We start from the raw sequence: 24,965 nt of genomic DNA, 5'->3' as shown, positions 1-24,965 counted from the left end.
ACATGTGCCCGCCCCGCGTACGCCGCGCGTCAGGCGCCGGCGGAAAAATCTGACAAGCTTAACGGACTATGCAGCAGCTACCCGCACCATCCGCCCTCAGGACGCTCCTTCCCCCCGTCGTCTTCGAACTGGCCGACCGTTTCACCGCGGCCGGCCACGCCCTGTCCCTGGTTGGGGGCCCGGTCAGGGACCTGTTCCTGGGCCGCGTCTCACCGGACCTGGATTTCACGACCGACGCAGATCCGGACCAGACCCTGGCCGTGGTCGCCGGATGGGCGGACGCCACCTGGGAGGTCGGCCGGGCCTTTGGCACCATCGCCCTGCGCCGTGCCGAACACACGATCGAGGTCACGACCTACCGGGCGGACGCCTATGACCCGGCTTCCCGCAAGCCGGTGGTGGCCTTCGGAACCTCGCTCCAGGAGGACCTGTACCGTCGGGACTTCACCATGAACTCGATGGCGCTGCGCCTGCCCGAGCTGGAACTGGTGGACCCCTACGGGGGTTTCAAGGACCTGGAACAGGGGCTGATCCGCACCCCCGGAACCCCGGCGTCGTCCTTTTCCGATGACCCCCTGAGGATGATGCGGGCCGCGAGGTTCGCCGCCCAGCTGGGGGTCACGGTGGACCCCGAGGTCGAAGCCGCGATGACCGATATGGCGGCACGGATCGACATCATCTCCGCCGAACGGGTCCGCGACGAGCTCATCAAGCTGATGACCGGCCGCCACCCGCGGGAGGGCGTCGACCTGCTGGTGCGCACCGGATTGGCCGACCACGTGCTGCCCGAGGTCTCCGCTCTGCGCCTGGAGGTCGACGAACACCACCGGCATAAGGATGTCTACCAACACTCCCTCCAGGTCCTGGACCAAGCAGCCTCGCTGGAGACCGGAGCGGAGGGCGAGGTGCCCGGACCCGACTTCGTACTGCGCTTCGCCGCGCTGCTGCACGATATCGGCAAACCGGCGACCCGACGCTTCGAACCCAACGGGGCGGTCAGCTTCCGCCACCACGATGCCGTCGGCGCCAAACTGGCCAAGAAGCGGATGCGCGCGCTGCGCTTCGACAACGACACCATCAAGTCGGTGGCCCGCCTGGTGGAACTGCATATGCGGTTCTATGGGTATGGGGACGCCGGCTGGACGGACTCTGCGGTGCGCCGCTACGTCACCGATGCCGGATCGGTGCTGCCACGCCTGTTGCGGCTGACCCGCTCGGACGTGACCACCCGCAACCGACGCAAGGCCGAATACCTGGCCTTCGCCTGCGACGACCTGGAACGCCGGATCGAGGAATTGGCCGAGCAGGAACAGATGGACGCCATTCGTCCCGACCTCGACGGTGGACGGATCATGGAACTGCTGGGGATCGGGCCCGGCCCTGAGGTCGGGCGGGCCTATAAGTTTCTGTTGGACCTGAGGTTGGACCATGGCCCGATGGGGCCCGAGGCCGCGTCGAAGGCGCTGGTCGAGTGGTGGTCCGGGCAGGGACCCGAGCAGGAAACGGACGAGAAGAGGATGAACGATGAGTGAATTGCCGCGCCTATGGCTGGTCCGCCACGGGGAAACCGAATGGTCGCGCAGCGGCCAGTACACCGGGCTGACGGATCTTCCGCTGACGCCCCATGGCGAGGAGCAAGCCCGGGTCGCCGGCGCGAAACTGACCAGCATCCAGCAGGCCGGTACCTCCTTCGACCTGGTGATGACCAGCCCGTCCCAACGCGCCTGGCATACCGCCGAACTCGCAGGATTCCCCGGTGCCGAAGTCGTGGACTACGCCCATGAGTGGGACTACGGGGACTACGAAGGCGTCCGCTCGGCCGAGGTGCGCGAAAGGAACCCCAGCTACCTGATCTGGGATGACGGGGTCCCGGCCGGGGAAACCATCGAGCAGGTCGGGGTCCGCGCCGAGAGGATCGTGCAACGGGTGCGCAGCGAGCTGGCGGATGGCGGGAACGCCGTGCTCTTTTCCCACGGCCACTTCTCCCGCATCCTCGCGGCGACCTGGTTGGGGCTCGGAGCAGGACAGGGACGCCACTTCCTGCTGGGCACCGCGGAAGTCTGCCGGTTGGGCTGGGATAAGAAGACCCCCGCCGTCGAGGCCTGGGGACTGTAACCGCCCGCCGACGAACCCGGCGTGTCGTCGCCGACGCGCCGGGGTCCAGCACGAATCACAGAAAATTTCCGGCCCGGGCTGGCGCTCGAGGCCGATCCCGGGTTAGTTTGTTAACGGTGATTGAGAGATCTCAATGAGATGTTTCGACCCGTGGACCTATTGACCGCCGATGCGCTCGGCCCGTTCACCGAAGGAGGTGGGAATCGTGATGATCATCCAGAACACGCAGGCAGTGGCTACCACTGCGCACGCTGCCGGACCCCGTCATCGTGCCCTGATCCCCGCCCCCGGAACGGCGAACCGCTAGACACCAGCGCAGCTGTTCCAGGCCTCCCCACCCCGAGGTTTCGAACGAAGGAACAGCGATGTCCGCGCAATCCAGCACCACCGGCCCTTCCGGCCCCCGCTCCGCCGAACTCTTCGTCACCGGCCCCGACGTCCTCCGCGCCCGGCCCCTGATGAACGACTCGGCTGCCCGCCAGCCCACCCGCCCCGATGTGTACCGGGGAGGTGAATGACGTGCAGAACAGACGTAGGAAGCCCCTGGGCCCGCAATGGTTGAACACCTTGTATAACCCCGAGCCCAGGACCCGCCTCGAATCCCAGCTCCCCCCGGAAATGCTTTTCCGCTTTCGCTAAGTCGGTACGCCGCCGGTTCATCCGGCCAGATCAGCGACCGACCCCCAGGAGGAAGAGCATGAACGGGTTATCCGCCCCCACCGCAAAGCCCGCCGGCTTCACCGGCGGGCTTTGCCGCTTAAAACGTGGCCCGCGATCCCGGGACGGCGCCATGGATCGCTGGTAGCTTGGGGGTCACCGGCGTGACAAGGTGGTCCGCCGGACGACATGACGGCCGATGGCCGGGAAGGTCCGTGAGCAGATGAGCAGTACCGCCGAGCAACCCGATAGTGCCCCGGAGGCCATGAACGACCTGGCCATTTCCCAGCGGGCGACGTTGAAGCCGATCGAAGAGATCGCCGCAGCGGCCGGCATTCCGGCGGAGGCGCTGGAGAACTACGGGAGGTACAAGGCCAAGATCAATCGGGCCGGGTTGCCCGAGGCCAGCTCGGGTCCGGGACGGGTGGTCCTGGTCAGCGGGATGTCCCCCACCCCGGCCGGGGAAGGCAAGTCCACGGTCACCGTCGGTCTCGGTGACGCCCTGGCCGCCACCGGAACCCGCACGATGATCGCCTTGCGGGAACCGTCGCTGGGGCCGATCTTCGGGATGAAGGGCGGGGCGGCCGGCGGTGGATATTCGCAGGTGCTGCCGATGGAGGACATCAACATGCACTTCACCGGTGACTTCCACGCCATCACCAGTGCCAACAACCTGCTGATGGCCTTGGTCGACAACCACATCCAGCAGGGCAACGAGCTGGGCATCGACCCGCGGCGCATGACCTTCAAACGCGTGATGGACGTCAACGACCGGGCCCTGCGCAGCATCGTCATCGGTCTCGGTGGACCCACCGAGGGAATGCCCCGGCAGGACGGTTTCGACATCACCGTCGCCTCCGAGGTCATGGCGGTCTTCTGCCTGGCCACCGACCTCGACGACCTGCGCGAGCGGCTGGGACGGATGACGATCGGGTACACCTTCGACCGCCGGCCGGTCAGCGTGTCCGAACTCGACGTCCAGGGGGCGCTGACGTTGCTACTCAAGGACGCCATCGAACCCAACCTCGTCCAGACCATCGCCGGGACCCCCGCACTGGTCCACGGCGGCCCCTTCGCGAACATCGCCCACGGCTGCAATTCGGCCATCGCCACCAACACCGCCCGCCGGCTGGCCGACGTGGTGGTCACCGAGGCGGGTTTCGGCGCCGATCTGGGGGCCGAGAAGTTCATGGACATCAAGGCGCGCTATGCGGATTGCCCGCCGTCCGCCGTGGTGCTGGTGGCCACCATCCGGGCGTTGAAGATGCATGGGGGAGTCCCCAAGGATGGGCTGGGACCGGAAAACGTGGAGGCCGTGCGCGGGGGGCTGCCGAACCTGGCCCGGCATGTGCGCAACATCGGACGGTTCGGGCTGGCCCCGGTCGTGGCGATCAACCAGTTCGCCACGGATACGCAGGCCGAACTCGACGCCGTGCTCCACTGGTGCGCCGCCGAAGGGGTCGAGGCGGCAGTGGCCGACGTCTGGGGCCGTGGTGGCGAGGGGGCCGGGGAACTGGCCGCCAAGGTGCTGGCCGCCGTGGAAGGGCCCTCGGACTTCCACCACCTCTATGACCTGGAGCTGCCGGTGGAGGAGAAGATCCGCACCATCGTGCGCGATATCTACGGTGGTGCCGACGTCGAATTCTCGGCCAGCGCGCGCCGGCAACTGGCCGGGATCGTGGAGAACGGGTGGGATTCGCTGCCGGTGTGCATGGCCAAGACCCAGTATTCGTTCTCCGACGACGCGAAACTGCTGGGCGCCCCCGAGGGGTTCACCCTCCAGGTGCGTGAGTTGATCCCCAAAACCGGGGCCGGGTTCATCGTGGCGCTGACCGGGGCCGTCATGACCATGCCGGGTCTGCCCAAGGTCCCGGCGGCGATGCGCATGGATGTGGACGGGAACGGGAATGCCGTAGGACTCTTCTGAGCAGACGACGACGGCGGCCGGCCCCTGTTCAAGGGGCCGGCCGCCGTCGCATTCTGGGCCGTGGTTCCTAGCGCTCGATGTCGCCGCGGATGAACGCCTCGACGCTCTCGTGGGCCGCCTCGTCGTTGAACTGCTCCGGCGGGGACTTCATGAAGTAGGAGGACGCCGAGAGCAGCGGGCCGCCGATGCCGCGATCCAGTGCGATCTTGGCGGCACGGATGGCGTCGATGATCACTCCGGCGGAGTTCGGCGAATCCCAGACCTCGAGCTTGTACTCCAGCGAGACGGGGGCGTCACCGAAGTTGCGGCCTTCCAGGCGCACATACGCCCACTTGCGGTCATCGAGCCAGGCCACATAGTCCGAGGGGCCGATGTGCACGTCGTCGGCGCCGAGCTGTGCCGAGGTGTTGGAGGTGACGGCCTGGGTCTTGGAGACCTTCTTGGATTCGAGGCGTTCACGCTCGAGCATGTTCTTGAAGTCCATGTTGCCGCCGACGTTGAGCTGGTACGTCCGGTCCAGTGTCACACCGCGGTCCTCGAAGAGCTTGGCCATCACGCGGTGGGTGATGGTGGCCCCGATCTGGGACTTGATGTCGTCTCCGACGATCGGCACCCCGGCCGCGGTGAACTTATCGGCCCATTCCTTGGTCCCGGCGATGAAGACGGGCAGGGCGTTGACGAAGCCGACGCCGGCATCGATGGCGCACTGGGCGTAGAACTTCGCTGCCTGCTCGGAACCGACCGGAAGATAGCAGACCAGCACATCGGCGCCGGATTCCTTCAGCGCGGCGACGACGTCGACCGGGGCGGCGTCGGACTCCTTGATGGTCTCGCGGTAGTACTTGCCCAGGCCGTCCAGGGTGTGCCCGCGCTGGACGGTGACGCCGGTGGTGGGCACGTCGGCGATCTTGATGGTGTTGTTCTCGCTGGCGGTGGTGGCCTCGGCGAGATCCAGTCCGACCTTCTTCGCGTCGACGTCGAAGGCGGCGACGATCGAGACGTCCTGGACATGGTATTTGCCGAACTGGACGTGCATCAGACCGGGAATCTTCGTCTCCGGGTCCGCATCCTTATAGTATTCAACGCCCTGGATGAGCGAGGTGGCGCAGTTCCCCACACCAATGATTGCGACCCGAATGGGGTTTCCCGACACAGTGACTCCTACAGCAGAACGGTTCTTGGGCGGCCGAAGGCCACAACGATTCTAAGTGACGCGGCGGCCCGGTTATTCCCGGGTGGTTTGCCCCGGGTCCTTCAGCGGCCGTTCGGGGGGTCGGCGCGGGCCGGGAACCGCCGGTGGGGCAGGCCACGGACCAGGCGCAGGAGGGGCCGTGGAAGCCTGGTGCGCAACCGGTGGTGCAGGGCCATCCGACCGGTGCGGGCCAGGGCCTCCGGGGAGGTCGTCAAGGCGCCTGCCCGGGCGCGCCGGGCCAGTTGTTCCAAGGCCCCGGAGGCCACCGCGTCGGGCGGGTGGAAGTAGTGCTCGGCCAGCCAGGTGGGCTCCGGCCGCAGCACCTTCAACTCCTCCACGTCCTGCAACGACCCGGTCAGCCCGCTGCCGTCGAACACCAGGTTGTAGAGTGCTCGGTTTAGACCGAAATCGGTCAGGACGACGGCGGGAAGACCCCGGTCCACCGCCTCCAGGACGGCGGTGGAGGAAACCGTCACGACCAGGGTCCCCGGCCGCAGCACCGCGGCCATGGCCCCGGTCGCGAACGTGACCTCATCCCCGGCCACCGCGCCGTCGGCGGTCAATCCGGCCCAGAGCCGGTCGTAGGGGTGGGCCTCGCGGTGGGTCTGCGGTTCGCCGTCGCGGGCCCGCAATTTCACGATGACCTCCACCCCGGGGTTCGCCCGGTGCGTGCGGGCCAGTGCCTTCAGGATCCGTTCACGGTCGGTCCGGTGGAACGGGAACTTGGCCTGGGCGGCGAAGACCACCGAGTCCACCGGCGTCGCATCCCTGACCGGTTCCCCGCGCGAGACCAGGAAGGGCAGTCGGGTGGCCAGGACCGGCTGGTCGCTGCCCAACCGGGACAGCACCCCGGAGAAATCCCGGGCCTCGGCCAGTCCATGGGCCAGGAAGAGGTCCCCCAGGGCGCGGAAGTCCATGGCCTTCTCCGTGGCCGGGTAGGCGACCCCGGGCAGGGCGGAGACCAGTGCGGTGTTCCTGCGGCACCCCCGCCGGCGGGAGGCGACCCGGTGGAATAGCTCCTGGACCACCGGGCCCGTGGCGGCACCCAACACCACATCGGCGGAGTCGAGCAGGGGCCCGAGGCGATGCAACGGGAGGACGGTGGTGGGCCCTGCCCCGTCCAGGAAGGTCCCGGCGACCGCGCCGGCCCGCTGTTCGGTCGTCGGCAGGAGGGGGGTGCGGGCCAGGACCACCCGGCGGTCCCAGCCGGGGCCGAGGGCATCGACGCTCGCGCAGGCGAACTTGAAGTACGAATCGCTATCGGCCACGGCGAGGATGCGGGGCGGGGCCTGCGGCGGGATGCTCACGAGCCCGGCTCCTCCACGGACGTCCCCAGGTGGGCGCGCAGGGCGGGGGAGGCGGCATCGGTCCACCAGTGTCCGGGGATCGGCTGTCCGGTGATTGCTACCTGCCGCGGACGCAACAGCAGGCGCAACGAGGGCAGCACCGTGGAAGGCAGGGCGGTGACCCGCTGCCCCCGGCGCAGGCCGCGCAGGCGCATTTCCACCGGGATGGTGTTCGGGTGCACGGTGATCAGCGGGTGCCGGGCCAGTTCGGCCAGGAACCCCGGGTCCTCGCGACGGTGCGGGAAATAACCGACCGGTCCGTCGCCGGTCTGGTCCAGGACCCAGGACAGGTACGGGGCGCGACCGATCAGTCCGTCGGCGGCCAGGGCCGACCCGACGACGATCGTGGGCTCGAGGAACCGTTCGGTCACCGGTTGGGTGCCCAGCCATTCGAACCGGTGATGCTCCAGATGCCCGCCGAGCTGACGGAAGGCCTGTTCGACCCCGTGGCTGATCGGCAGGGCGGTGCAGGCCAGCAGCCGCCCCTGGCGGGCCAGGGCGCGGAGGCGATACCAGCTGGCCACCCCCAGGGCGTTGCGGGAGCTGCTCCGGGGGCCGCGGGAGCGCACCAGCGGGACCGGGCGGTCCCCGGTGAGCAACTGCAGCAGTTTCACCGTCGCCAACCCGTCGTCGATGATCACGAACTCCTCGGCATGCACCGGACCCATGAGGCGACGCTGGATCCTTCCGGAGAACGCATCACCGGTGACCCACCGGTCGGCCGGTCGGTCCGGGGCCGGGGGTTCCTGTGGGCCCGGACCGCTGAAACCGACCCCCGGGGGCGCCTGCGCCATCAGGGCGCGCACGGTGGTGTCCATGCCGGCGGTGCCTCCGCGCGGGTGGATGGTGGAGTGCCGGCCCAGCAGTCCCGCCCCGTGGGCCTCGATGGCGCTGAGCAGTTGCAGCGGGGATTCCACCCAGACGTCGGCCCGCCCGAAGCGCGGCCGCTGGACCTGGGGCACCAACGCCACCCGGCGGGCCCGACCGTTCATTCCCGCGCCCTCGGGCAGCTCAACCGCGGGCGACACAGGAGGCCACGGTGGACAGTCGGCGCGGCATCGACCGCAGACCCCGGCCCAGCCGCCGGTGCACCCGGGCGGGAAGGCGCCGCGTCAGTCGGGCCGCCAGCCCCGGGGCCGGCCGTCCGGCGGGCAGGGCCCCGGGAAGATCCAGGCGGGTCAACCGGCGGCGTTTGAAGTACTTGGCGAAGCGGGCGTGGTGTCCGGCTAGGAATTCCCGGGTGGTGGCCTCCTCCGCGGCCAGCCGCTGCGGCTGCATGCAGTATCCGACGGCGGTGACCAGCCGGGTCAGCGACCCCTCGGAGCCCAGGGGGTCGTCACCGGGCAGCGGCAGGCCCCGGCGGTGGAGCGCGTCGATGAGGGTGACGGGGATCCGGTTGGAGTTCTCGTACGGGCTGAGGCGTTCGAGCATCATCTCGGTCCCCACGGCAGCGGTTTCGGTGCCGAAGATGGCGCGGATGGTCAGCAGCGCCGTGGAGAAGCAGCTGATGACGACGTCGGGGCGCAGCAGGGCGACGGCCGTTTCGGCCAGCACCGGTTCCTGGAGTGGGGTGAACTGCAGACCCAGTGCGGCGGCATCTTCTTCGAGCTGGCGTCCGGAGGCGGGGCCGGCGGCCGGGTGGGGTTTGAAGATCACCGCCGTCGCACCATGGCGTTCGGCTTCGCGCAGCATCTCGCGATGCAGGACACGTTCCTCCTCATCGTCCATGAGCCCCAGGTGGGCGAGGTACTGGCCGAGCACCAACGCGGTCTTCGGCCGGCCGTTGGCTGCCGGGCGGGGATCGTGCACCATGGTGGAGCGGGCGAGCCCGGCGATGAGGTCCGCCAGCGGTTGCGGGGGCACCGGGATCAGTGGCGGGGCGAATTCGCGCAACAGCAACGGCTGCAGTCCGGGCACCAGATCGAGGTAGAGCAGCCCGTCGAGCCGCTGGTGGATCGAGGCCGGGAGCAGGTTGCGGGTGGGACCGTAGGTCATCAGTCCGTCCGAGTGGACCAGGAAGAGTGAATCGTGGAAGATCCGCAGGATCGCCCGGGCCGGATTGGCCTGGATCGAATCGACGACCAGTTGCACGTCCTCCGCCCCGAGGCCGAGGCCACGTCGGAGGAGCCGCTGCCACAGGTACAGTTCCTCCTCGCGCGGATTGAACTGGGCCGGCCGACGCGGCAACAGCAGTTCGCCGAAGTCCTCGACCCGGTCGAACCGGGAGGCCAGGTCACCGAAGCCCGGGGAGTCGGCGATGCTGCCGGTCAGCTCGGGCTGCTGGGATCCGTCGATGAGCAGCAGCACGCGTTCGCCCCGCGGTGCCGGAAGCGCCCCGGCATCGATCATCGCGGCCAGCGAGGCCACCTGGAACAGCGTGGACGCGGTGAGTAGTTGGATCATCGGGCTCCTTCCGGGGGAGGGGTGGTCGACGTGTTGGCGGGAAGCAGGGGCAGCAGCAGGGCCCGTCGTCGGGCCTCGAGCCCGTCGAGGGCCGCCATGAGCATCCCGCGGGGGGCTGCCGCCATCGTGCGGGTGATCGCCGCCTCCAGCTCCGACTTCACCGCCGCGGTCATTCCGGCGCTGCGGGAGAGGTGGTGGCAGCAGACCGCCATGAACTGCCGGATCACCTTGGGCCAGTAGGTCGGGGAGTCGCGATCGGCGGCCACGACCTCGAAGGCCAGGGCGAAGGCCCGAGCGAAGTCGAGCTGCCGGCGGTCCTGGATCTGCGTCAGCGAGGTGGCCACCCCGCGCCGATAGAGCACCCCGGGGGATTCGATGACGGCGAAGGACTCGGCGTTCAGGTGCAGGCGCCAGATCCACGGGCGGTCCTCGGCGGTGAACAATCCGTCGGGAAAGTGCAGCAGGCCGGCGTCGGCCAGCCGCCGATGAAATATTCCCGCCCACGCATACGGGTAGTCGACCAGGGTGGTCCCGGTCTCCGGAAGGATCGAGGCCCGGGGGTCCAGGACCGTGTCCCTGCGGGCCTGCGGGGCCCGGTGGATGGTGCGGCGCCCGTCGGTGACGCGGATGTGGTCGACCCGCAGGAAGTCCACGTCCAGCCGGTCCCGGGCTGCCAGACAGGCAGGCAGATGGCCCGGGGCCAGCCAGTCGTCGCCGTCCAGGAAGGCCACCGTGGTGCCGGTGGCGGCCTCGAGGCCCTGGTTGCGGGCGGTGGCCAGGCCCCGGGCCTCCTGGTTGCGCAGGATCTCCAGTCCGGGGAGCCGGTCGGCGAAGGCCTCCACCAGTTCCCCGGTCCCGTCACGGGAACCGTCGTCGACGACGATGACCTCCAGGGCCCGTGGATCGTCGAACTGGTGCTCCAGGCTGGTCATCGTGTCGCGGATGAAGGGGGCCTGGTCCTTCGCCGGCACGACGATGCTGAGCAAGGGGGTGGTCATCTCGTCGTCCCGGGACTACGCGTCGACGCGGCGCAGGCGGGAGAGCGGGGCGAGCTCGCCGGGGAAGACCTTCTTGACGCCGTCGCCCATGGCCTCCTGCAGGATCCGTATATCGCGGATGAGCGATTCGAAGCCCTTCGGTTCCAGGGAGGAGGCCTGGTCGGAGCCCCACATGGTCCGGTCCAGGGTGATGTGTCGTTCGACCGTCACCGCCCCGAGGGCGACGGCGGCCAACGAGATCTGCAGACCGCGTTCGTGCCCGGAATAGCCGACCGGGACCCCGTAGCGTTCCTGCAATGTCGGGATCATGCGCAGGTTCGCTTCCTCCGGGGGCAGCGGGTAGGTGGAGGTGGCATGCATCAGGACCAGGTTCCCGGTGCCCAGCGTCTCCACGGCAGTGTCGATCTGTTCGATCGTGGACATGCCCGTGGACAGGATGATCGGCTTGCCCGTCTCGCGCAGGGCACGCAGCAGCTCCAGGTCGGTCACCGAGGCCGAGGCCACCTTATGGGTTGCGGCGCCCTGCTCCTCCATGAACTCGACCGAGGGGACGTCCCAGGGAGAGGCGAAGGCCTCCAGGCCCTGGCTGCGGGCATAGGAGATGATGTCGCGGTACTGGGCGGCGTCGAACTCGACCTTGTACCGGTAGTCCAGGTAGGTCATCTCCCCCCACGGGGTGGAGCGGATCTTATCGCGCATGTCGTGCGGGGTGGAGATCTCCGGGGTGCGCTTCTGGAACTTCACGGCGTTGGCGCCGGCGGCCGCGGAGAGGTCGATCAGCTGCTTGGCGACGTCCACATCGCCGTTGTGGTTGATCCCGATCTCGCCGATGACGTAGACCGGTTGGCTGGCCCCGATCCTTTCGGTGCCGATGTTCACGGGGGCGTCCTGCGTGATGGCTTCGGTGGTCATGATGGTTCCCTTTCGTTGGAGGTGTTTCAGGGGGTGGAGACCAACAGCCGTGCGGCCATTGGACGGTGGGGGGTTTCGAGGATGCGTTCGCAGACCTCACGGACGGCTCCCCGGCCGCCGGGCTTCTGGAGCACGAGGCGGGCGGCGGCCAGGGCTTCGGGGCGGGCGTCGGCGACGGCGATCGGCCAGCCGACGGAATCCATGGCGGCCACGTCGTTCACGTCGTTGCCGACATAGGCCACCCGGGCCGGGTCCAGGCCGTGCTCATCGATCCAGGCGCGGAGCCGGCCGGCCTTGTCCTGCACGCCGTGCACGACGTCGACGCCGAGCTTGGCGGCGCGGGTGGCGACCACGGGGTTGGTTTCGGTGGACAGGATGAGCATCGGCCTCCCCGCCCGGCGCAACCGGGCGATGCCCATCCCGTCGGAGCGGGACACGGTGACGGACTCGGAGCCGTCGGAGGCCAGCAGGGCCGCATCGTTGGTGTGGACGCCGTCGAAGTCGGTCACCAGGGCGTCCACGTCGATGCCCGGAAGCGGCGGGCCGGAGGCCCGGCCGGCGCGCCGGGCCGCCAACGCGCAGACCAGGTCCAGGTCCTCGGGGGAATCGACTTCGGGGGCGTCGGAGGCCGGAACGACCTGGAACTTCAGCCTCCCGAAGAAGCGGTGGTTGGCCTGGCGGAATCCGGTGGTGCGCATCGCGTAGAAGGCGCCGGTCTCGCGGTATTGGGGGATCCGATCCTGGCGTCGTGGGCGGTGTCCGGCGTCGTGGCCCACGGCGGTCACGGCCCCCTGTTCCGTCGACCAGATGAACGAATGGTCCTCGGTGACGCTGAAACAGACATCCGCCTCGTTCTGCAGCACCGAGGCCACGGCGGCCTCCAGATGGGCCGGGTTGATGAACGGGGAGGTGCACTGCAGCAGCACGACGACGTCGGGAAGGTGCTCGAGGGTGTCCAGGGCGTGGCCGAGGGCCGATTCGCTGCTGGCCCCGTCGGAAGCCAGGGCCGCCGGACGGTCGATGACGCGGGCCCCCCGGGCGTGGGCCTCGTTGCGGATCTGCGAATGGTCGGTGCTGACCACGACGTCGGTGACCGACGGGGCGGCCAGCGCGGCGTCGATGGCGCGGGCCAACAACGACGTGCCGCCCACCGGGCGCAGGTTCTTCAACGGGAGGCCCTTCGATCCGCCGCGGGCTGGGATGACGACCAGGACGTTTTCACTCTGTGGCTGCTGCATGGTTTCGACGCTAGGCAGTGGAGGTGTCGTGGGACCCACCAGCGGGTTAACGCCGGATGTGGTGTGCGATACATCCGGGGGCGATCTGCTGTACGGCCGCGCCGGATAGGCTGATTCCATGAGCGAGAAGCCCAGGCCCCCGGCCCGCCACTTCACGGACCGGGGAACCTCCACGTCCCGGGGGACGCGGCGTGGCCCGCTGCGGATCACCGTGCCCAGCCGCAATGATCCGTTGCTGCGCCGGCTGACCGAGGTCATCGGCGGCCCGTTGGGGCGTTTCACCTCCCCGGGGCGGGTGTCTCCGGGGTTCTTCACCATCGAACGCGTGCTAGTGGTCCTGACGATCGTCGCGGCGATCGTGGCCATTCTGGCCAAGAACATGTGCCGCACCCTGGGGTGGGGTGGTTCCAACGCGTATATCTGGGCCTGCTATTCGGATTGGTCCGCCCTCTTCGCCTCCCGCGGATTCGACACCAATGCCTTCGCCCCCTTCGCCGACGGGGCCCACTTCGAATATCCGGTGCTCATGTCGGCGGTGGCTTCCTTCGCGGCCCTGCTGGTGGTGCCCGGGGACTACGACCGGACGCTGGCCTTCTTTGACGTGAACCTGCTGATGGTGGTGGTCCTCTGGTTCATCATCGTCATCGCCACCGCCCGGGCCGCAGGCCGGCGGCCCTGGGATGCCGTGATGGTCGCCCTGGCCCCGGGAATGATCCTGGCCTCGACCATCAACTGGGATGTGTGGGCCGTCGCGTTCCTGGCCCTGGCCCTGCTGGCCTTCGCCCGGGAGAAGCCGCTGGTGGCCGGGATCCTCATCGGTCTGGGTGCCTCGATGAAGGTGTACCCGATCCTCTTCCTGGGCGTCGTGCTGGTGTTGGCCCTGCGCACCGGACGATGGCGCCCGCTGCTGATGGTCGCTGCCGGCACCGCGGGGTCATGGCTGGTGGTGAACCTGCCGTTCATGATCGCCAACTTCGGGGCCTGGAGCTACTTCCTGGAATTCACGCGGGATCGCGGGGCGGGGCTGTCCTCGCTCTGGCATGCCTGGAACGTCACCGCCGGCGTGCTGCCCGGGGCCCCCGAATTCACCCCCGAGGTCATCAACTCCGCCGCGTTCTGGCTCTTCGCCGCCAGCTGCGCGGGAATCGCCGTGCTGGGGCTGCTGGCGTCCCGGCGGCCGCGGGTGGCCTCGCTGCTCTTCCTCGTCGTCGCCGCCTTCGTGTTGTTCAACAAGGTCTATTCGCCCCAGTTCGTGGTCTGGCTCATCCCGCTGGCTGCCCTGGCCTGGCCGCGGTGGCGTGACTTCCTGGTCTGGCAGGTGGTCGAAGCCCTGCACTTCTGGGCGATCTGGATGTACCTGTATTCGTCCAGCGCCGACATCAAGGAGCAGAACACCTTCCCCGAGGCGTTCTACGTGTTGGCCGTGGCCGCCCATATGCTGGCCACCGCCTATCTGATGTACAAGGTGGCCCGCAGCATCTGGGATCCGCAGACCGATCCGGTCCGACGGGTCGGCCAGGACGACCCGCAGGCAGGACCCTACGCCGGGGCCGAACGCGATCCGCTGCCCGCCTTCCGGTGGATCGGCAGGCCGCCGCGGCGGCAGGTCCACCAAACGGTGGAACCACCGGCAGACCTCTCGCCCTAGGCTGGAACCGTGAACGAACCGAATCAACCCCCCGCCCCGCCGGGCTCCGAGGCCGCAGCACTGCGGCAGACTCCCGGTGGCATGGTGTTGCGCGTGCTGCGGGTATCCCTGCATGTGGGCTTCGCCTTGTTGCTGATGGTGGGCATCGTGCGGGTCCTGGTCACCGATACGACCCCCGCCACGCGGTTGGCTTCGATCCTGCTGGCCGGGGTCCTGGCCGTCATCTATCTGTGGGGTACCACCTGGGAAAACCGATACGCCCACGGCCTCGCCCCGGATCCGAGCCGGTTCTCGCGCAGCTGGCTGCTGATCGTCGTCGTGCTGTGGTTGGCGTTGATGGCCCTGCACCCCGATTTCAGTTGGCTCGCCTTCCCGCTGTTCTTCCTGCAGATGCATCTGCTGCGCACCCGCACCGCCCTGCTGGCCATCGTCGGGCTGACCCTGGTGGTCATCGGCGCCCAATGGGCCCATGCCGGGTCGGTGATGGTCGCCGGGATCGTCGGTCCGGTCTTCGGGGCGGCGTTCTCCGTCGTCATGGGTTTCGCCTACCAGGCCCTCTACACCGAGGGCGTGAACCAACGTCGGGCCCTGGATGAGCTGCGCCGTACCCGGGCCGCGCTGGCCGGGGAGCAGCACCGCGCCGGAGTCCTGGCCGAACGCGAACGACTCGCCCGCGATATCCACGACACCCTCGCCCAGGGGTTTTCCAGCATTGTGCTGGTCTCCCGTTCGGCCCGTGCCGCCCTGGACTCCGGGGATACTGAACTGGCCGGCCAGCGTCTCGAAACGGTGGCCACCACCGCCTCGGACAACCTGGGCGAGGCCCGCGACTTCGTCCGGGGGCTCTCCGCCGGAACCGCCGAAGCCGCCGCCGGGGCCCTGGCCGGACGCTTCGCCCGGCTCTGCGCCTCCACCGAACGCACCGCACGGGCCGCCGGGGACGCACTGGAATGCCGATTCCGGGAGGACGGCGAGGCGCAGGCACTGAGCCCCGACGTCGCCGGGGCCCTGCTGCGCGCCGGACAATCCTGTCTGGCCAACGTCCTGGCCCACGCCCGGGCCTCTCGGGCCATCCTCAGCCTGGGCTACCTGGCCGGGGAGGTCACCCTGGATGTGTACGACGACGGGATCGGCTTTGATCCCGACACGCTGCCTGCCACGCCGCGCGATGACGGGACGGGATTCGGCCTTTCTGGACTCAGGGCGCGGATCGGCGCCCTCGACGGAACCGTGGAGGTTGAATCGGCGCCCGGGGAGGGCACCGTGGTGGCCGTGCGGATCCCCTGCGAAACGGAGGATGGACATGGATGAACTGAACCTGCTGCTGGTGGATGACCATCCGGTGGTCCGGGCCGGGCTGAAGGCGGTATTGACCGAGCAGGCGGGACTACGCGTCGTGGCGGAGGCCGCCGACGGTGCGGCGGCGATCGCCCAGTTGAACCGGTTGGAAACCCTCGGCGAACACGTGGACGTGGTGCTGATGGACCTGCAGATGGACGGCATGGACGGGGTCGAGGCCACCGGCAGGATCCGCTCGGCCGGCGGACCGCCCGTCCTCATCCTCACGACCTATGATTCAGACTCCGATATCCGGACCGCCCTCGATGCGGGAGCGGCCGGCTACCTGCTCAAGGATGCCCCGCTGGCACGGCTGACCGCCGCGGTCCGGGATGCCGCCCGGGGGCGGCGGGTCCTCTCCGAAGAGGTGGCCGCCCGGATGGACCCCGCGGCCCGGAACGCGGCCACCGATTTGAGCCCGCGCGAACTCGAACTGCTCGGTCTGCTCTCCCGGGGGCTCGTCAACCGGCAGATCGCCCGGGAACTGTTCATCTCCGAATCAACGGTCAAAACCCACCTGATCCACATCTACTCCAAGCTCGGGGTCGATACGCGGACCGCGGCCATCGACCAGGCCCGCACCCTGCGCCTCATTCGCTGAGCCCCCGCACGACCGGTCCCGCCACAGGACCACCGGCCCGTCGTCCTGAAGTCGTACACCGGCGGGGTCGAAGATCATCCGTAGGGGCGGCGACGCCACCGGGACGGGTGCGTAGCGTGGAAGCATGATCCAGGCAACCTCTCTCGCCAAGAACTATGGCTCGAAACGCGCGGTGGACGACGTGTCCTTCACCGTCCAGCCCGGTAAGGTCACGGGCTTCCTCGGCCCCAACGGCGCCGGCAAATCCACCACGATGCGCATGATCGTCGGTCTCGACCGCCCCACGGGCGGCAACGTGACCGTCAACGGCAAACGCTATGCGGAGCACGCGGCCCCGCTGCGTGAGGTCGGGGCGCTGCTGGAGGCCAAGGCCGTGCACAAATCGCGCTCGGCCCGCAACCACCTGCGCACCTTGGCCGCGACCCACGGCATCGGCAACCGCCGCGTGGACGAGGTCATCGAATTCACCGGACTGGCCCCCGTGGCCCGGAAGAAGGTCGGTGGGTTCTCGCTGGGCATGGGTCAGCGCCTCGGCATCGCCGCCGCCCTGCTGGGGGATCCCCACACCCTGATCCTTGATGAGCCGGTCAACGGGTTGGACCCCGAAGGCGTCCTGTGGGTCAGGAACATGGCCAAGGGCCTGGCCGCCGAGGGCCGCACCGTCTTCCTCTCCTCACATCTGATGAGCGAAATGGCGCAGACCGCCGACCACCTGATCGTCATCGGCCGCGGCAAGCTGCTGGCCGACGCCCCCATGGCCGACGTCCTCTCCGGGGCCGGCGGCGCCCGCACCAAGGTGCGCACCGACACCCCCGACGAACTGGTCAGATCGCTGGCAGCACCGGAAGTCACGGTCACCACCACGGGCCCCGATGCCCTCGAAATCCAGGGCATCACCCCCCGCGACATCGCCCGCCGGGCGCTGGACACCAACGTGCTGGTCTACGAACTCACCCCGCTGCAGGCCTCCCTCGAGGACGTCTACATGGACATGACCCGCGACGACGTCGAATACCACTCGGGCCCGGTCACCGGGGCCGAGCAAGAACGTGAAACCGGAAGGCGGGCCAGCAAATGAGCACCGACACCCACCAGGCCCCCGCGGCCCAGCAGCCCCGCACCACCGAGGGCAAGGGAACCTCCTTCGGCAGGGCCGTACGCTCCGAGACCATCAAATTCACCTCGGTGCCCTCCTCCCTCATCCTCCTGCTGACCACGCTGGTCATCATGATCGGCATCGCCGCAGTGGCAGCCTGGGGCATCGGCTCCTCGCAGGAGGCCCTCAGCGGTGATCCCGAAGCCGCGGCGGCCATGGGAGATATGGAAGAGCTCGGCAACTCGATTGCCTCCTCGGGGATCATGTTCTCCCAGCTCATCGTCGGCTCCATCGGCGTGCTGGTCATGAGTTCCGAATTCACCACCGGCATGGCCCGGGCCACCTTCGCCGCCATCCCGAAACGAACCCCTGTTGTCCTGGCCAAGACCCTGCTGGTTGCGGTGGTGTCCCTCGTGCTCACCGTGGTCTCGACGTTGCTGGCGGCCCTGGTCATCATGCCGATCCTGTCCAATTATTCGCTGGAACAGGATCTCTCCAGCGAGACGTTCCAGCGCTACCTCTGGATCGGTGCCGCTTATGTGGCCGTCATTGCCCTGCTCGGCATGTCGCTGGGTGGTCTGCTGCGCAACTCGGCCGGGGCGATCGTCACGCTCGTCGGGATCGTCTTCGTCCTACCAAATGTCCTGGCCCTGATTACCAACGACTTCATCCAGGACACCAGCCGTTTCCTGCCGGATGCCTCCTTCGCCAACCTCGTCGGCGCCACGCCCGCCGACGGCGCGCTGGAGCAGTGGCAGTCCGGCGTGGTCCTGGGCCTCTGGGCCGTGATCCCGATCGTGGCCACCATGCTGGTCATCCGGCGCCGCGACGTCTAGTCGCCATCGCCGGCCGGGGCCCCGGCCGGCATCTTGATCCACCGCGGGTGGTGGCGGAACGAACGGCCGCCGCCACCCGCGGTTTTCCCGGACCCACCCACCCGTTGAGACCGAAAGCTAAGCTGGGATCATGAGCACAGCACCGCCGGGGGAGGTCCCGGAGACACCGGCGCAGACCTTTGCCGAGCTCACCGATCAGCGGCGGGGCCCGCTGCGCCGTTTCATGCGTTCGCACCGTACGTGCGTTGATGTGGCGCTGGCCGTCGCCTATTTCCTGGTCACCGCGGCCTCTGGGCTGGAATCGGCGGTCAACGGCCGCTGGGCGCCCTGGGTGGGCGTGCTCCTCATTTCTGTCCTGCTCGTCTTCCGGCGGCGCTGGCCGATGGCCGTGTTGGGGGTGGTCTTCCTCCTGGCAGTCGGCATGCAGCTGATGGACCCCTTCTTCTCGGCGACCAGCATCGCCGTCTGGCTCGTCCTCTACACGACGGCCACGCTATATACCGCCCGGCGTATGTTCACGATGGCTGCGCTGCTCAGCGCCATGCAACTCCTCGTGCAGTTCGTCGTTGTCCTGCCGGCCTTCCAAGTACCCGAGGCGGCCACCCGGTTCCTGGTCGAAGACACCCCCCCAGCGGAAACGTTCGTCTGGATGATGGCTGCGCTGACCGTCCTGTCGAACTTCTCCGTCGTGGGCATCGGTGCCACGGTCCGCAATAAGAGGCTGCATGAAGCCGAACTGGCCAACTGGGGTTCCCGGGTCCAACGCCTGGCCCAGGTGGCCGAACGCAACCGCATCGCCCGGGAAATGCATGACGTGGTCGCCCACTCGCTCTCGGTGATGATCGCCCTCTCCGACGGGGCCCGGGTCGTGCTGCAGCGCGACCCCGAACGCGCCGCCGGGGTGTTGGACGAACTCTCCTCCACCGGACGCGGGGCCCTGGCGGATATGCGCCGTGTCATCGGAGTGCTCCGCGACGGGTCCAACGCCCCCTTGGCGCCCCAACCGGCGTCGTCCTCACTGAGTGACATGCTCGAAGGGTTCCGGGTTGCCGGGCTCCCGCTGCAGATCAAACACTCCGGTTCCGCGCTCCCCGTCGACGCCGCGTTCCAACTAACGATCCACCGGATCGTGCAGGAGTCGCTGACCAATGTGCTGCGCTACGGGCGGGGGGTGACCCGCGTGAACGTGGACCTTTCCCGGGACGAAGACACCGTACGGATCAAGGTCACCGACAACGGCCAGCTCCCCGGGACCACCCGCGATGCCATCGGCAGCGGCCAGGGCCTCAAGGGCATGGGCGAACGCGCCGCCATCTACGACGGGTCCGTCTATGCCGGCCCCGGACCCCGCGGAGGCTGGGTCGTCCACGCCATCCTCACCGTTCCCGAACAGGCCATCGAACACCAGTCATCCCAGGGGGAAACCACACGATGAACGAACACCCCATGCCACCGGGCCCCGCGGAACCGCGACCGGGGGACCCCATCCGCATCCTGCTGGTCGATGACCAGCCACTGCTGCGCATGGGATTCCGGCTCATCCTGGAGGGTGAAGACGACCTCTCCATCGCCGGGGAGGCCTCCGATGGCGAGGAGGGGGTGGCCCTCGCGCTGGAAACCATCCCCGACGTCGTGCTCATGGACGTGCGCATGCCCAAGGTGGACGGGATCGAGGCCACCCGTCGCATCGCCGAACAGGTCCCGTCCGCGAAGATCATCATCCTGACCACCTTCGACCTGGACGAATATGCCTTCGCCGGTCTGCGGGCCGGCGCCTCGGCGTTCCTGCTCAAGGACGTGGCCCCGGCCGAACTGGTCAATGCCGTCCGGCTGGTGGCCAGCGGCGATGCCGTGGTGGCCCCGCGTATCACGGCCCGGCTGCTGGAAACCTATGTGCGACGGCCCGATGGTGCCCCGTCGGAGAGCACGACGCCGCAGGGGGCCGAAACCGCCGCGTCGGCCACGGGACATCCCGAACGTGATCCCCTCCTGCAGGATCTGACCCCCCGTGAACTTGAGGTGCTCGGGGCCATCTCCGAGGGGCTCTCGAATGCGGAGATCGCCCACCGGTTCTTCCTCTCGGAGGCCACGGTGAAGACCCATGTGCGGCGGATCCTGACGAAACTGCATCTGCGTGACCGCGTCCAGGCCGTCGTCTACGCCTACGAGACCGGCCTGGTGGTTCCGAGCCAGGGCCTGGACTACTAGGTCATGAACATAGAATTCCTGCGGAACCCGTGGTTCATGCTGGCCGTGGTGCTGATCGCCTCGGGGGCCTTTCTCGTCGCGGTGCTCCACCAGCCGGTGGCCGGACCGGTGGTGATGGGCGTCGGCGTGCTGGCGGTGGCATTTGCCGTTTACCGCCACGGCGGGTGGAATGGCAGGAACCGCGGTTGAGTTGCGGACCACACAACACCTAAGGATGGGTATGGCCACGTCGGAAGCACAGGAACACGCCAAGGACCTGGGGGCGTTCGTCACGGCATCGCCGTCCAGCTTCCATGCCGCGACCGAGGTCGCCCGCCGGCTCGACGGCGCCGGGTTCACCCGGCGGGCCGAAACTCAGGACTGGGACGACACCCCCGGCGGCTACTACACGGTGCGTGACGGGGCGGTCATCGCCTGGTTCGTTCCCGCAGGAACCACCGCCACCACCGGATTCCACATCCTAGGTTCCCATACCGACTCCCCCGGGTTCAAGCTCAAACCCAAGCCGACGACCGGCCGCGAAGGCTGGCTCCAGGCAGGCGTCGAGGTCTACGGGGGACCGCTGCTGAATTCGTGGCTCGATCGCGAACTGATCCTCTCCGGCCGCGTGGTCACCTCCGACGGGGCCGAACACCTGGTGAAGACCGGCCCCCTGCTGCGTTTCCCGCAGCTGGCCATCCACCTGGACCGGGCGGTCAATGACGGGCTCGCCCTGGATAAGCAGCAGCACATGAACCCGGTCTGGGGGCTCGGGGACCCGAGCCAGGCCGATCTGCTGGCCCTGCTGGCCGAGGACGCAGACGTCGACCCGGACACGATCACCGGATACGACATCGTCACCACCATTGCCCAGGAGCCTGCGGTCTTCGGCAGCCGGGGCGAGTTCCTGGCCTCCCAGCGGTTGGACAACCTCTCCTCGGTGCACGCCTCCCTGCTGGCGCTGATCGGTCACGCCGAACAGTCGGGGGCGGGGACGGAATCCTTCTCCGGGAACGACGGCGGGCCCGGACATATCGCGGTGATGGCGGCCTTCGACCACGAGGAGGTCGGCTCGGCCTCCCGTTCGGGGGCCAGCGGGCCCTTCCTGCAGGATGTGCTCGAACGCATCGTCGACGCGGCAGGCGGCGGGGTCCAGGAACGGGCCCGGGCCTTCGCCGACTCGGTGTGCATCTCCGCCGATGCCGGCCACGCCGTGCACCCCAACTATCCCGAGCGCCACGATCCGGCCAACCGCCCGGTCCTGGGTGGCGGCCCGTTGCTGAAGATCAACGCCAACCAGCGCTACACCACCGATGCGGTCGGGGCCGGGCTCTGGGCGGGCCTCTGCCGGGCGGCCGACGTTCCCTACCAGGAGTTCGTCTCCAACAACGTCATGCCCTGCGGGTCGACCATCGGACCGCTGACCGCGACCAGGTTGGGCATCCGCACCGTCGACGTCGGCATCGCCTTGCTCTCGATGCACTCGGCCCGTGAAATGTGTGCGGTCGAGGATCCGTTGGCCCTGGCCCGCGTGACCCGGGGGTTCTTCGCCGGCTGAGCCGCCGCCGTCCACAGGCCCCAGGGGCCCCCTGCGCTTCGCCGCAGGCGCGGGTTAGGGTGGTGGAACCGGCATCGGGTATGATGTGTCAGGCTGTTTGTGCCGTTTCTGACCCCTGAAACGACTTCGGCCAACGCACAGAACCTCCTGTTACGGAAAGACCGTGACCGTTTAGCCCAAAGGAGGTGGGTTCACATGCGTGCATACGAACTGATGGTACTGATCGACCCCGAGGTCGACGAACGTACCGTGGAACCGACTCTTGGCAAGTTCCTTGATGTCGTCCGCAACGATGGTGGCACCGTCGACAATGTTGATATCTGGGGCCGCCGCCGGCTGGCCTACGAGATCAAGAAGAAGGCAGAAGCCATCTACGCGGTGGTTACCTTCACCGCTACCCCGGCCACTTCCGCGGAACTTGACCGCCAGCTCTCGCTCAACGAGACGATCCTGCGCACCAAGATCACCCGCCCGGAAGACCAGAAGGTCGTCGCAGAGTAGTCTGCGTCGACTTTTCGTAGAAACCGACTCAAGGAGGCACCATGGCAGGCGAAACCGTCATCACGGTCATCGGAAATCTCACCGCTGACCCGGAATTGCGTTTCACCCCGTCCGGTTCTGCAGTGGCGAACTTCACCATTGCCTCGACCCCGCGGACCTTCGACCGCCAGACCAGTGAGTGGAAGGACGGCGAAACGCTGTTCCTTCGCGCATCGGTGTGGCGCGATGCTGCCGAAAATGTCGCCGAGACGCTGACCAAGGGCATGCGCGTCGTCGCCCAGGGTCGGTTGAAGTCGCGTTCCTTCGAAACCAAGGAAGGCGAGAAGCGCACCGTCATGGAGCTGGATGCCGACGAGATCGGCCCCTCGCTTCGCTACGCTTCCGCCAAGGTCACCCGCACCCAGCGCAACAACTCGGGTGGTGGCGGCTTCGGCGGCGGTAATGCCGGAGGAAACTTCGGTGGCGGAAACCAGAGCGGCAACGCTGGATTCGGTGGGGGCAACCCCGGCGGAAACCAGGGCGGCACCTGGAACGCTCCGGCTCAGGACCCCTGGGCCTCCTCCTCCAATAACGGTGGATGGGGCAATGCCGGCGGGTCCGACGAACCACCCTTCTAAAGCAACACCTCTTATTCACCATCCCGCGGAAAAATTCTGCGGGCTCCACCAGATAAAGGAGCTCCACGATGGCTAAGGCTGAACTCCGTAAGCCCAAACCAAAGTCCAATCCCTTGAAGGCCGCTGACATCACCGTCATCGACTACAAGGACGTAGCATTGCTGCGCAAGTTCATTTCCGACCGCGGAAAGATCCGTGCCCGTCGCGTGACAGGCGTCTCCGTCCAGGAGCAGCGCAAGATCGCCCAGGCCATCAAGAACGCGCGCGAAGTTGCCCTGCTGCCTTACTCCGGCGCCGGCCGCGGCTAGGAAAGGGATAACACCATGGCAAAGCTGATTCTGACCCACGAAGTAACCGGTCTTGGTACCGCTGGCGAGGTCGTCGAGGTGAAGGATGGTTACGCACGTAACTACCTGCTGCCCCGCGGTTTCGCGCTGCTCTGGAGCAAGGGTGGTGAGAAGCAGGTCGAGTCCATCAAGGCCGCCCGCACTGCTCGCGCCATCGCATCCCTCGAGGATGCCCAGGCATTGGCCCAGAACTTGTCCGCCCAGGCGGTCAAGATCACGGTCAAGGCCGGCCAGGGTGGTCGCCTCTTCGGCACCGTCAAGACCGCCGATATCGCCAACGCAGTCGAGGCCGCCGGCCTCGGCTCGATCGACAAGCGCACGGTGGAAATCCCCGAGCACATCAAGTCGACCGGCAACTACCAGGCAACCGTCCGTCTGCACGAGGACGTCTCCGCGACCATCGACCTGCAGGTCGTCGCCGCGAAGAAGTAGCCACCACCGCGAACCGGCTACCCTCCCCACGGGAGGTGGAGCCGACCACGGTGGACCCGAGGGGCCCTGCGCGTAAGCGCAGGGCCCCTCGGTCGTTAAGGCCCGACATCGTCGGCGGCCCATGTGCCTCCGGCTGTGGCCCCCGGGAGGCGATCTTGCGAAATATTGCGGAGATCTTTGACCCCGGGGACCCACCGGCCCTAGCGTGGACCATGAATCAAGAGCGCCACCTTCCAAGCCCTGGCTGGGTGGCCGGCAACCCTCTCACGGTAGTGGGGTGCTCCAGGTGATGATTCGGCCGTCCGGCTCCCCGGGCGGCAAGTACCGCACCCCGTGTGGATCCCGGGATCCACCGGTGTGCCATACGCCGGAAGCAGAGCAGATGACACTGTCCCATGATCTTCAACCCGACGCACTCCGCCAGGCCTTCGCGCGCCACCCTTCGGGAATCGCCGCCCTGTGCGCGATCATCGATGGCGAGGCCCAGGGCCTGGTCGCCTCCTCCTTCACCGTCGGGGTCTCCATGGACCCTCCGTTGGTGATGTTCGCGGTGCAGAACAGCTCCCGGACCTGGCCCATCGTGCGGGCCGCGGGCCGGATCGGCGTGTCGGTTCTCGGCGAGGCCCATGAGCGGGTCTGCCGGCAGATCGCCTCCAAATCGGGTGACCGGTTTGCCGGGTTGCGGCTGGACTCCACCGATGAAGGGGCCCTGTTCCTGAACGAGGCCTCCCTGTGGTTGGACTGCAGCGTGGAACGCGAATTCCCCGCCGGGGACCACCATGTGGTCCTCCTGCGGGTCCACGGCCATGCCGGACACGACGGGGCCCATGACCCGTTGGTCTTCCACGGTTCGGCCTTCCGCACGTTGCAGGCGGAGGCCCTGGTCTAGGACCGCTGGGGGGGGGTGTCCCTATGCTTTTGGTCAAGCCGCTATCGGAGTCTTGGCCTGGTAGAGGGTCCCGTTCTTGATCATTGAATACAGAACGTCGCAGCGGCGCCTGGCTAGACACATTACC

The 24,965-nt window shown here is 68.1% G+C and carries 25 protein-coding genes and 1 riboswitch; of the genes, 18 read left to right on the top strand and 7 right to left on the bottom strand.

Annotation, left to right across the window (positions count from 1 at the left end):
* Positions 1 to 68: 68 nt before the first annotated feature.
* The 4 genes from ACT3S6_RS07600 (at position 69) to ACT3S6_RS07585 (ending at position 4,699) form a co-directional block, all read left to right on the top strand.
* Positions 69 to 1,532 carry a CCA tRNA nucleotidyltransferase gene (locus tag ACT3S6_RS07600; RefSeq protein ID WP_444554450.1) on the top strand — a complete coding sequence of 488 codons (1,464 nt, stop codon included), beginning with the start codon at positions 69 to 71 and terminating at the stop codon, positions 1,530 to 1,532.
* Positions 1,525 to 2,115: a histidine phosphatase family protein gene (locus ACT3S6_RS07595; RefSeq protein ID WP_444554449.1), complete on the top strand. Its 591-nt coding sequence runs from the start codon at positions 1,525 to 1,527 to the stop codon at positions 2,113 to 2,115. Before ACT3S6_RS07600 ends, ACT3S6_RS07595 begins: the two co-directional genes overlap by 8 nt.
* A gap of 365 nt (positions 2,116 to 2,480) precedes the next feature.
* Positions 2,481 to 2,633 carry a hypothetical protein gene (locus ACT3S6_RS07590; RefSeq protein ID WP_444554448.1) on the top strand — a complete coding sequence of 51 codons (153 nt, stop codon included), beginning with the start codon at positions 2,481 to 2,483 and terminating at the stop codon, positions 2,631 to 2,633.
* A gap of 404 nt (positions 2,634 to 3,037) precedes the next feature.
* Positions 3,038 to 4,699, top strand: a complete 1,662-nt coding sequence (locus ACT3S6_RS07585; protein ID WP_444554490.1) for a formate--tetrahydrofolate ligase — start codon at positions 3,038 to 3,040, stop codon at positions 4,697 to 4,699.
* Positions 4,700 to 4,766: 67 nt separating this feature from the next.
* On the opposite strand, the gene ACT3S6_RS07580 is transcribed toward ACT3S6_RS07585, so the two are convergent.
* The 7 genes from ACT3S6_RS07580 to ACT3S6_RS07550 form a co-directional block, all read right to left on the bottom strand.
* Positions 4,767 to 5,852 carry an inositol-3-phosphate synthase gene (locus ACT3S6_RS07580; RefSeq protein ID WP_444554447.1) on the bottom strand — a complete coding sequence of 362 codons (1,086 nt, stop codon included), beginning with the start codon at positions 5,850 to 5,852 and terminating at the stop codon, positions 4,767 to 4,769.
* Positions 5,853 to 5,953: 101 nt separating this feature from the next.
* Positions 5,954 to 7,198, bottom strand: coding sequence for a DUF6716 putative glycosyltransferase (locus ACT3S6_RS07575; protein WP_444554446.1), 1,245 nt, complete (start codon positions 7,196 to 7,198; stop codon positions 5,954 to 5,956).
* Positions 7,195 to 8,229, bottom strand: a complete 1,035-nt coding sequence (locus ACT3S6_RS07570; protein WP_444554445.1) for a hypothetical protein — start codon at positions 8,227 to 8,229, stop codon at positions 7,195 to 7,197. Before ACT3S6_RS07570 ends, ACT3S6_RS07575 begins: the two co-directional genes overlap by 4 nt.
* Before the next feature lie 19 nt (positions 8,230 to 8,248).
* A complete protein-coding gene (locus ACT3S6_RS07565) occupies positions 8,249 to 9,640 on the bottom strand; it encodes a polysialyltransferase family glycosyltransferase (protein WP_444554444.1) in 1,392 nt (463 codons plus the stop codon).
* On the bottom strand, positions 9,637 to 10,638 hold the full coding sequence (locus tag ACT3S6_RS07560) for a glycosyltransferase family 2 protein (protein WP_444554443.1): 1,002 nt from the start codon (positions 10,636 to 10,638) through the stop codon (positions 9,637 to 9,639). Before ACT3S6_RS07560 ends, ACT3S6_RS07565 begins: the two co-directional genes overlap by 4 nt.
* A 15-nt stretch (positions 10,639 to 10,653) precedes the next feature.
* Positions 10,654 to 11,550: an N-acetylneuraminate synthase family protein gene (locus ACT3S6_RS07555; protein ID WP_444554442.1), complete on the bottom strand. Its 897-nt coding sequence runs from the start codon at positions 11,548 to 11,550 to the stop codon at positions 10,654 to 10,656.
* A 26-nt stretch (positions 11,551 to 11,576) separates the two neighbouring features.
* Positions 11,577 to 12,788: a cytidylyltransferase domain-containing protein gene (locus ACT3S6_RS07550; protein ID WP_444554441.1), complete on the bottom strand. Its 1,212-nt coding sequence runs from the start codon at positions 12,786 to 12,788 to the stop codon at positions 11,577 to 11,579.
* 118 nt (positions 12,789 to 12,906) lie between these two features.
* Between ACT3S6_RS07550 and ACT3S6_RS07545 the strand changes: the two genes are divergently transcribed.
* From ACT3S6_RS07545 to ACT3S6_RS07480, 14 genes are all read left to right on the top strand, one after another.
* Entirely contained in the window at positions 12,907 to 14,436 is a 1,530-nt protein-coding gene (locus ACT3S6_RS07545; protein ID WP_444554440.1) for a glycosyltransferase family 87 protein, read from the top strand.
* Positions 14,437 to 14,445: 9 nt separating this feature from the next.
* Positions 14,446 to 15,747 carry a sensor histidine kinase gene (locus ACT3S6_RS07540; RefSeq protein WP_444554439.1) on the top strand — a complete coding sequence of 434 codons (1,302 nt, stop codon included), beginning with the start codon at positions 14,446 to 14,448 and terminating at the stop codon, positions 15,745 to 15,747.
* Positions 15,740 to 16,375, top strand: coding sequence for a response regulator (locus ACT3S6_RS07535; RefSeq protein ID WP_444554438.1), 636 nt, complete (start codon positions 15,740 to 15,742; stop codon positions 16,373 to 16,375). The genes ACT3S6_RS07540 and ACT3S6_RS07535 overlap by 8 nt, the downstream gene beginning before the upstream one ends.
* 124 nt (positions 16,376 to 16,499) lie before the next feature.
* Entirely contained in the window at positions 16,500 to 17,453 is a 954-nt protein-coding gene (locus tag ACT3S6_RS07530) for an ABC transporter ATP-binding protein (RefSeq protein ID WP_444554437.1), read from the top strand.
* Positions 17,450 to 18,307, top strand: a complete 858-nt coding sequence (locus ACT3S6_RS07525) for an ABC transporter permease (protein ID WP_444554436.1) — start codon at positions 17,450 to 17,452, stop codon at positions 18,305 to 18,307. Before ACT3S6_RS07530 ends, ACT3S6_RS07525 begins: the two co-directional genes overlap by 4 nt.
* A 130-nt stretch (positions 18,308 to 18,437) precedes the next feature.
* The gene (locus tag ACT3S6_RS07520; RefSeq protein WP_444554435.1) at positions 18,438 to 19,742 is read left to right on the top strand and encodes a sensor histidine kinase; all 1,305 of its coding nucleotides are present in this window, start codon (positions 18,438 to 18,440) and stop codon (positions 19,740 to 19,742) included.
* Positions 19,739 to 20,515 carry a response regulator gene (locus ACT3S6_RS07515; RefSeq protein ID WP_444554434.1) on the top strand — a complete coding sequence of 259 codons (777 nt, stop codon included), beginning with the start codon at positions 19,739 to 19,741 and terminating at the stop codon, positions 20,513 to 20,515. The genes ACT3S6_RS07520 and ACT3S6_RS07515 overlap by 4 nt, the downstream gene beginning before the upstream one ends.
* A gap of 3 nt (positions 20,516 to 20,518) precedes the next feature.
* Positions 20,519 to 20,704 carry a hypothetical protein gene (locus ACT3S6_RS07510; RefSeq protein WP_444554433.1) on the top strand — a complete coding sequence of 62 codons (186 nt, stop codon included), beginning with the start codon at positions 20,519 to 20,521 and terminating at the stop codon, positions 20,702 to 20,704.
* A 25-nt stretch (positions 20,705 to 20,729) separates the two neighbouring features.
* Positions 20,730 to 22,052: a M18 family aminopeptidase gene (locus ACT3S6_RS07505; RefSeq protein WP_444554432.1), complete on the top strand. Its 1,323-nt coding sequence runs from the start codon at positions 20,730 to 20,732 to the stop codon at positions 22,050 to 22,052.
* A gap of 195 nt (positions 22,053 to 22,247) precedes the next feature.
* Complete coding sequence (rpsF, locus tag ACT3S6_RS07500; protein WP_444554431.1) at positions 22,248 to 22,553, top strand: 30S ribosomal protein S6; 306 nt, start codon at positions 22,248 to 22,250, stop codon at positions 22,551 to 22,553.
* A 41-nt stretch (positions 22,554 to 22,594) separates the two neighbouring features.
* Complete coding sequence (locus ACT3S6_RS07495) at positions 22,595 to 23,170, top strand: single-stranded DNA-binding protein (RefSeq protein WP_444554430.1); 576 nt, start codon at positions 22,595 to 22,597, stop codon at positions 23,168 to 23,170.
* 68 nt (positions 23,171 to 23,238) lie between these two features.
* Positions 23,239 to 23,478, top strand: coding sequence for a 30S ribosomal protein S18 (gene rpsR, locus ACT3S6_RS07490; RefSeq protein WP_007269381.1), 240 nt, complete (start codon positions 23,239 to 23,241; stop codon positions 23,476 to 23,478).
* A gap of 15 nt (positions 23,479 to 23,493) precedes the next feature.
* Entirely contained in the window at positions 23,494 to 23,949 is a 456-nt protein-coding gene (gene rplI / locus ACT3S6_RS07485; RefSeq protein WP_444554429.1) for a 50S ribosomal protein L9, read from the top strand.
* 215 nt (positions 23,950 to 24,164) lie between these two features.
* Positions 24,165 to 24,279, top strand: a riboswitch (SAM riboswitch).
* 52 nt (positions 24,280 to 24,331) lie between these two features.
* A complete protein-coding gene (locus ACT3S6_RS07480; RefSeq protein ID WP_444554428.1) occupies positions 24,332 to 24,838 on the top strand; it encodes a flavin reductase family protein in 507 nt (168 codons plus the stop codon).
* Positions 24,839 to 24,965: the final 127 nt, after the last annotated feature.

The organism is Arthrobacter sp. AOP36-C1-22 (assembly GCF_052377515.1).
Lineage (GTDB): Bacteria > Actinomycetota > Actinomycetes > Actinomycetales > Micrococcaceae > Arthrobacter_H.
Note: the sequence above shows the minus strand (reverse complement) of the source record. Positions and strands in the feature narration are given on the sequence as shown.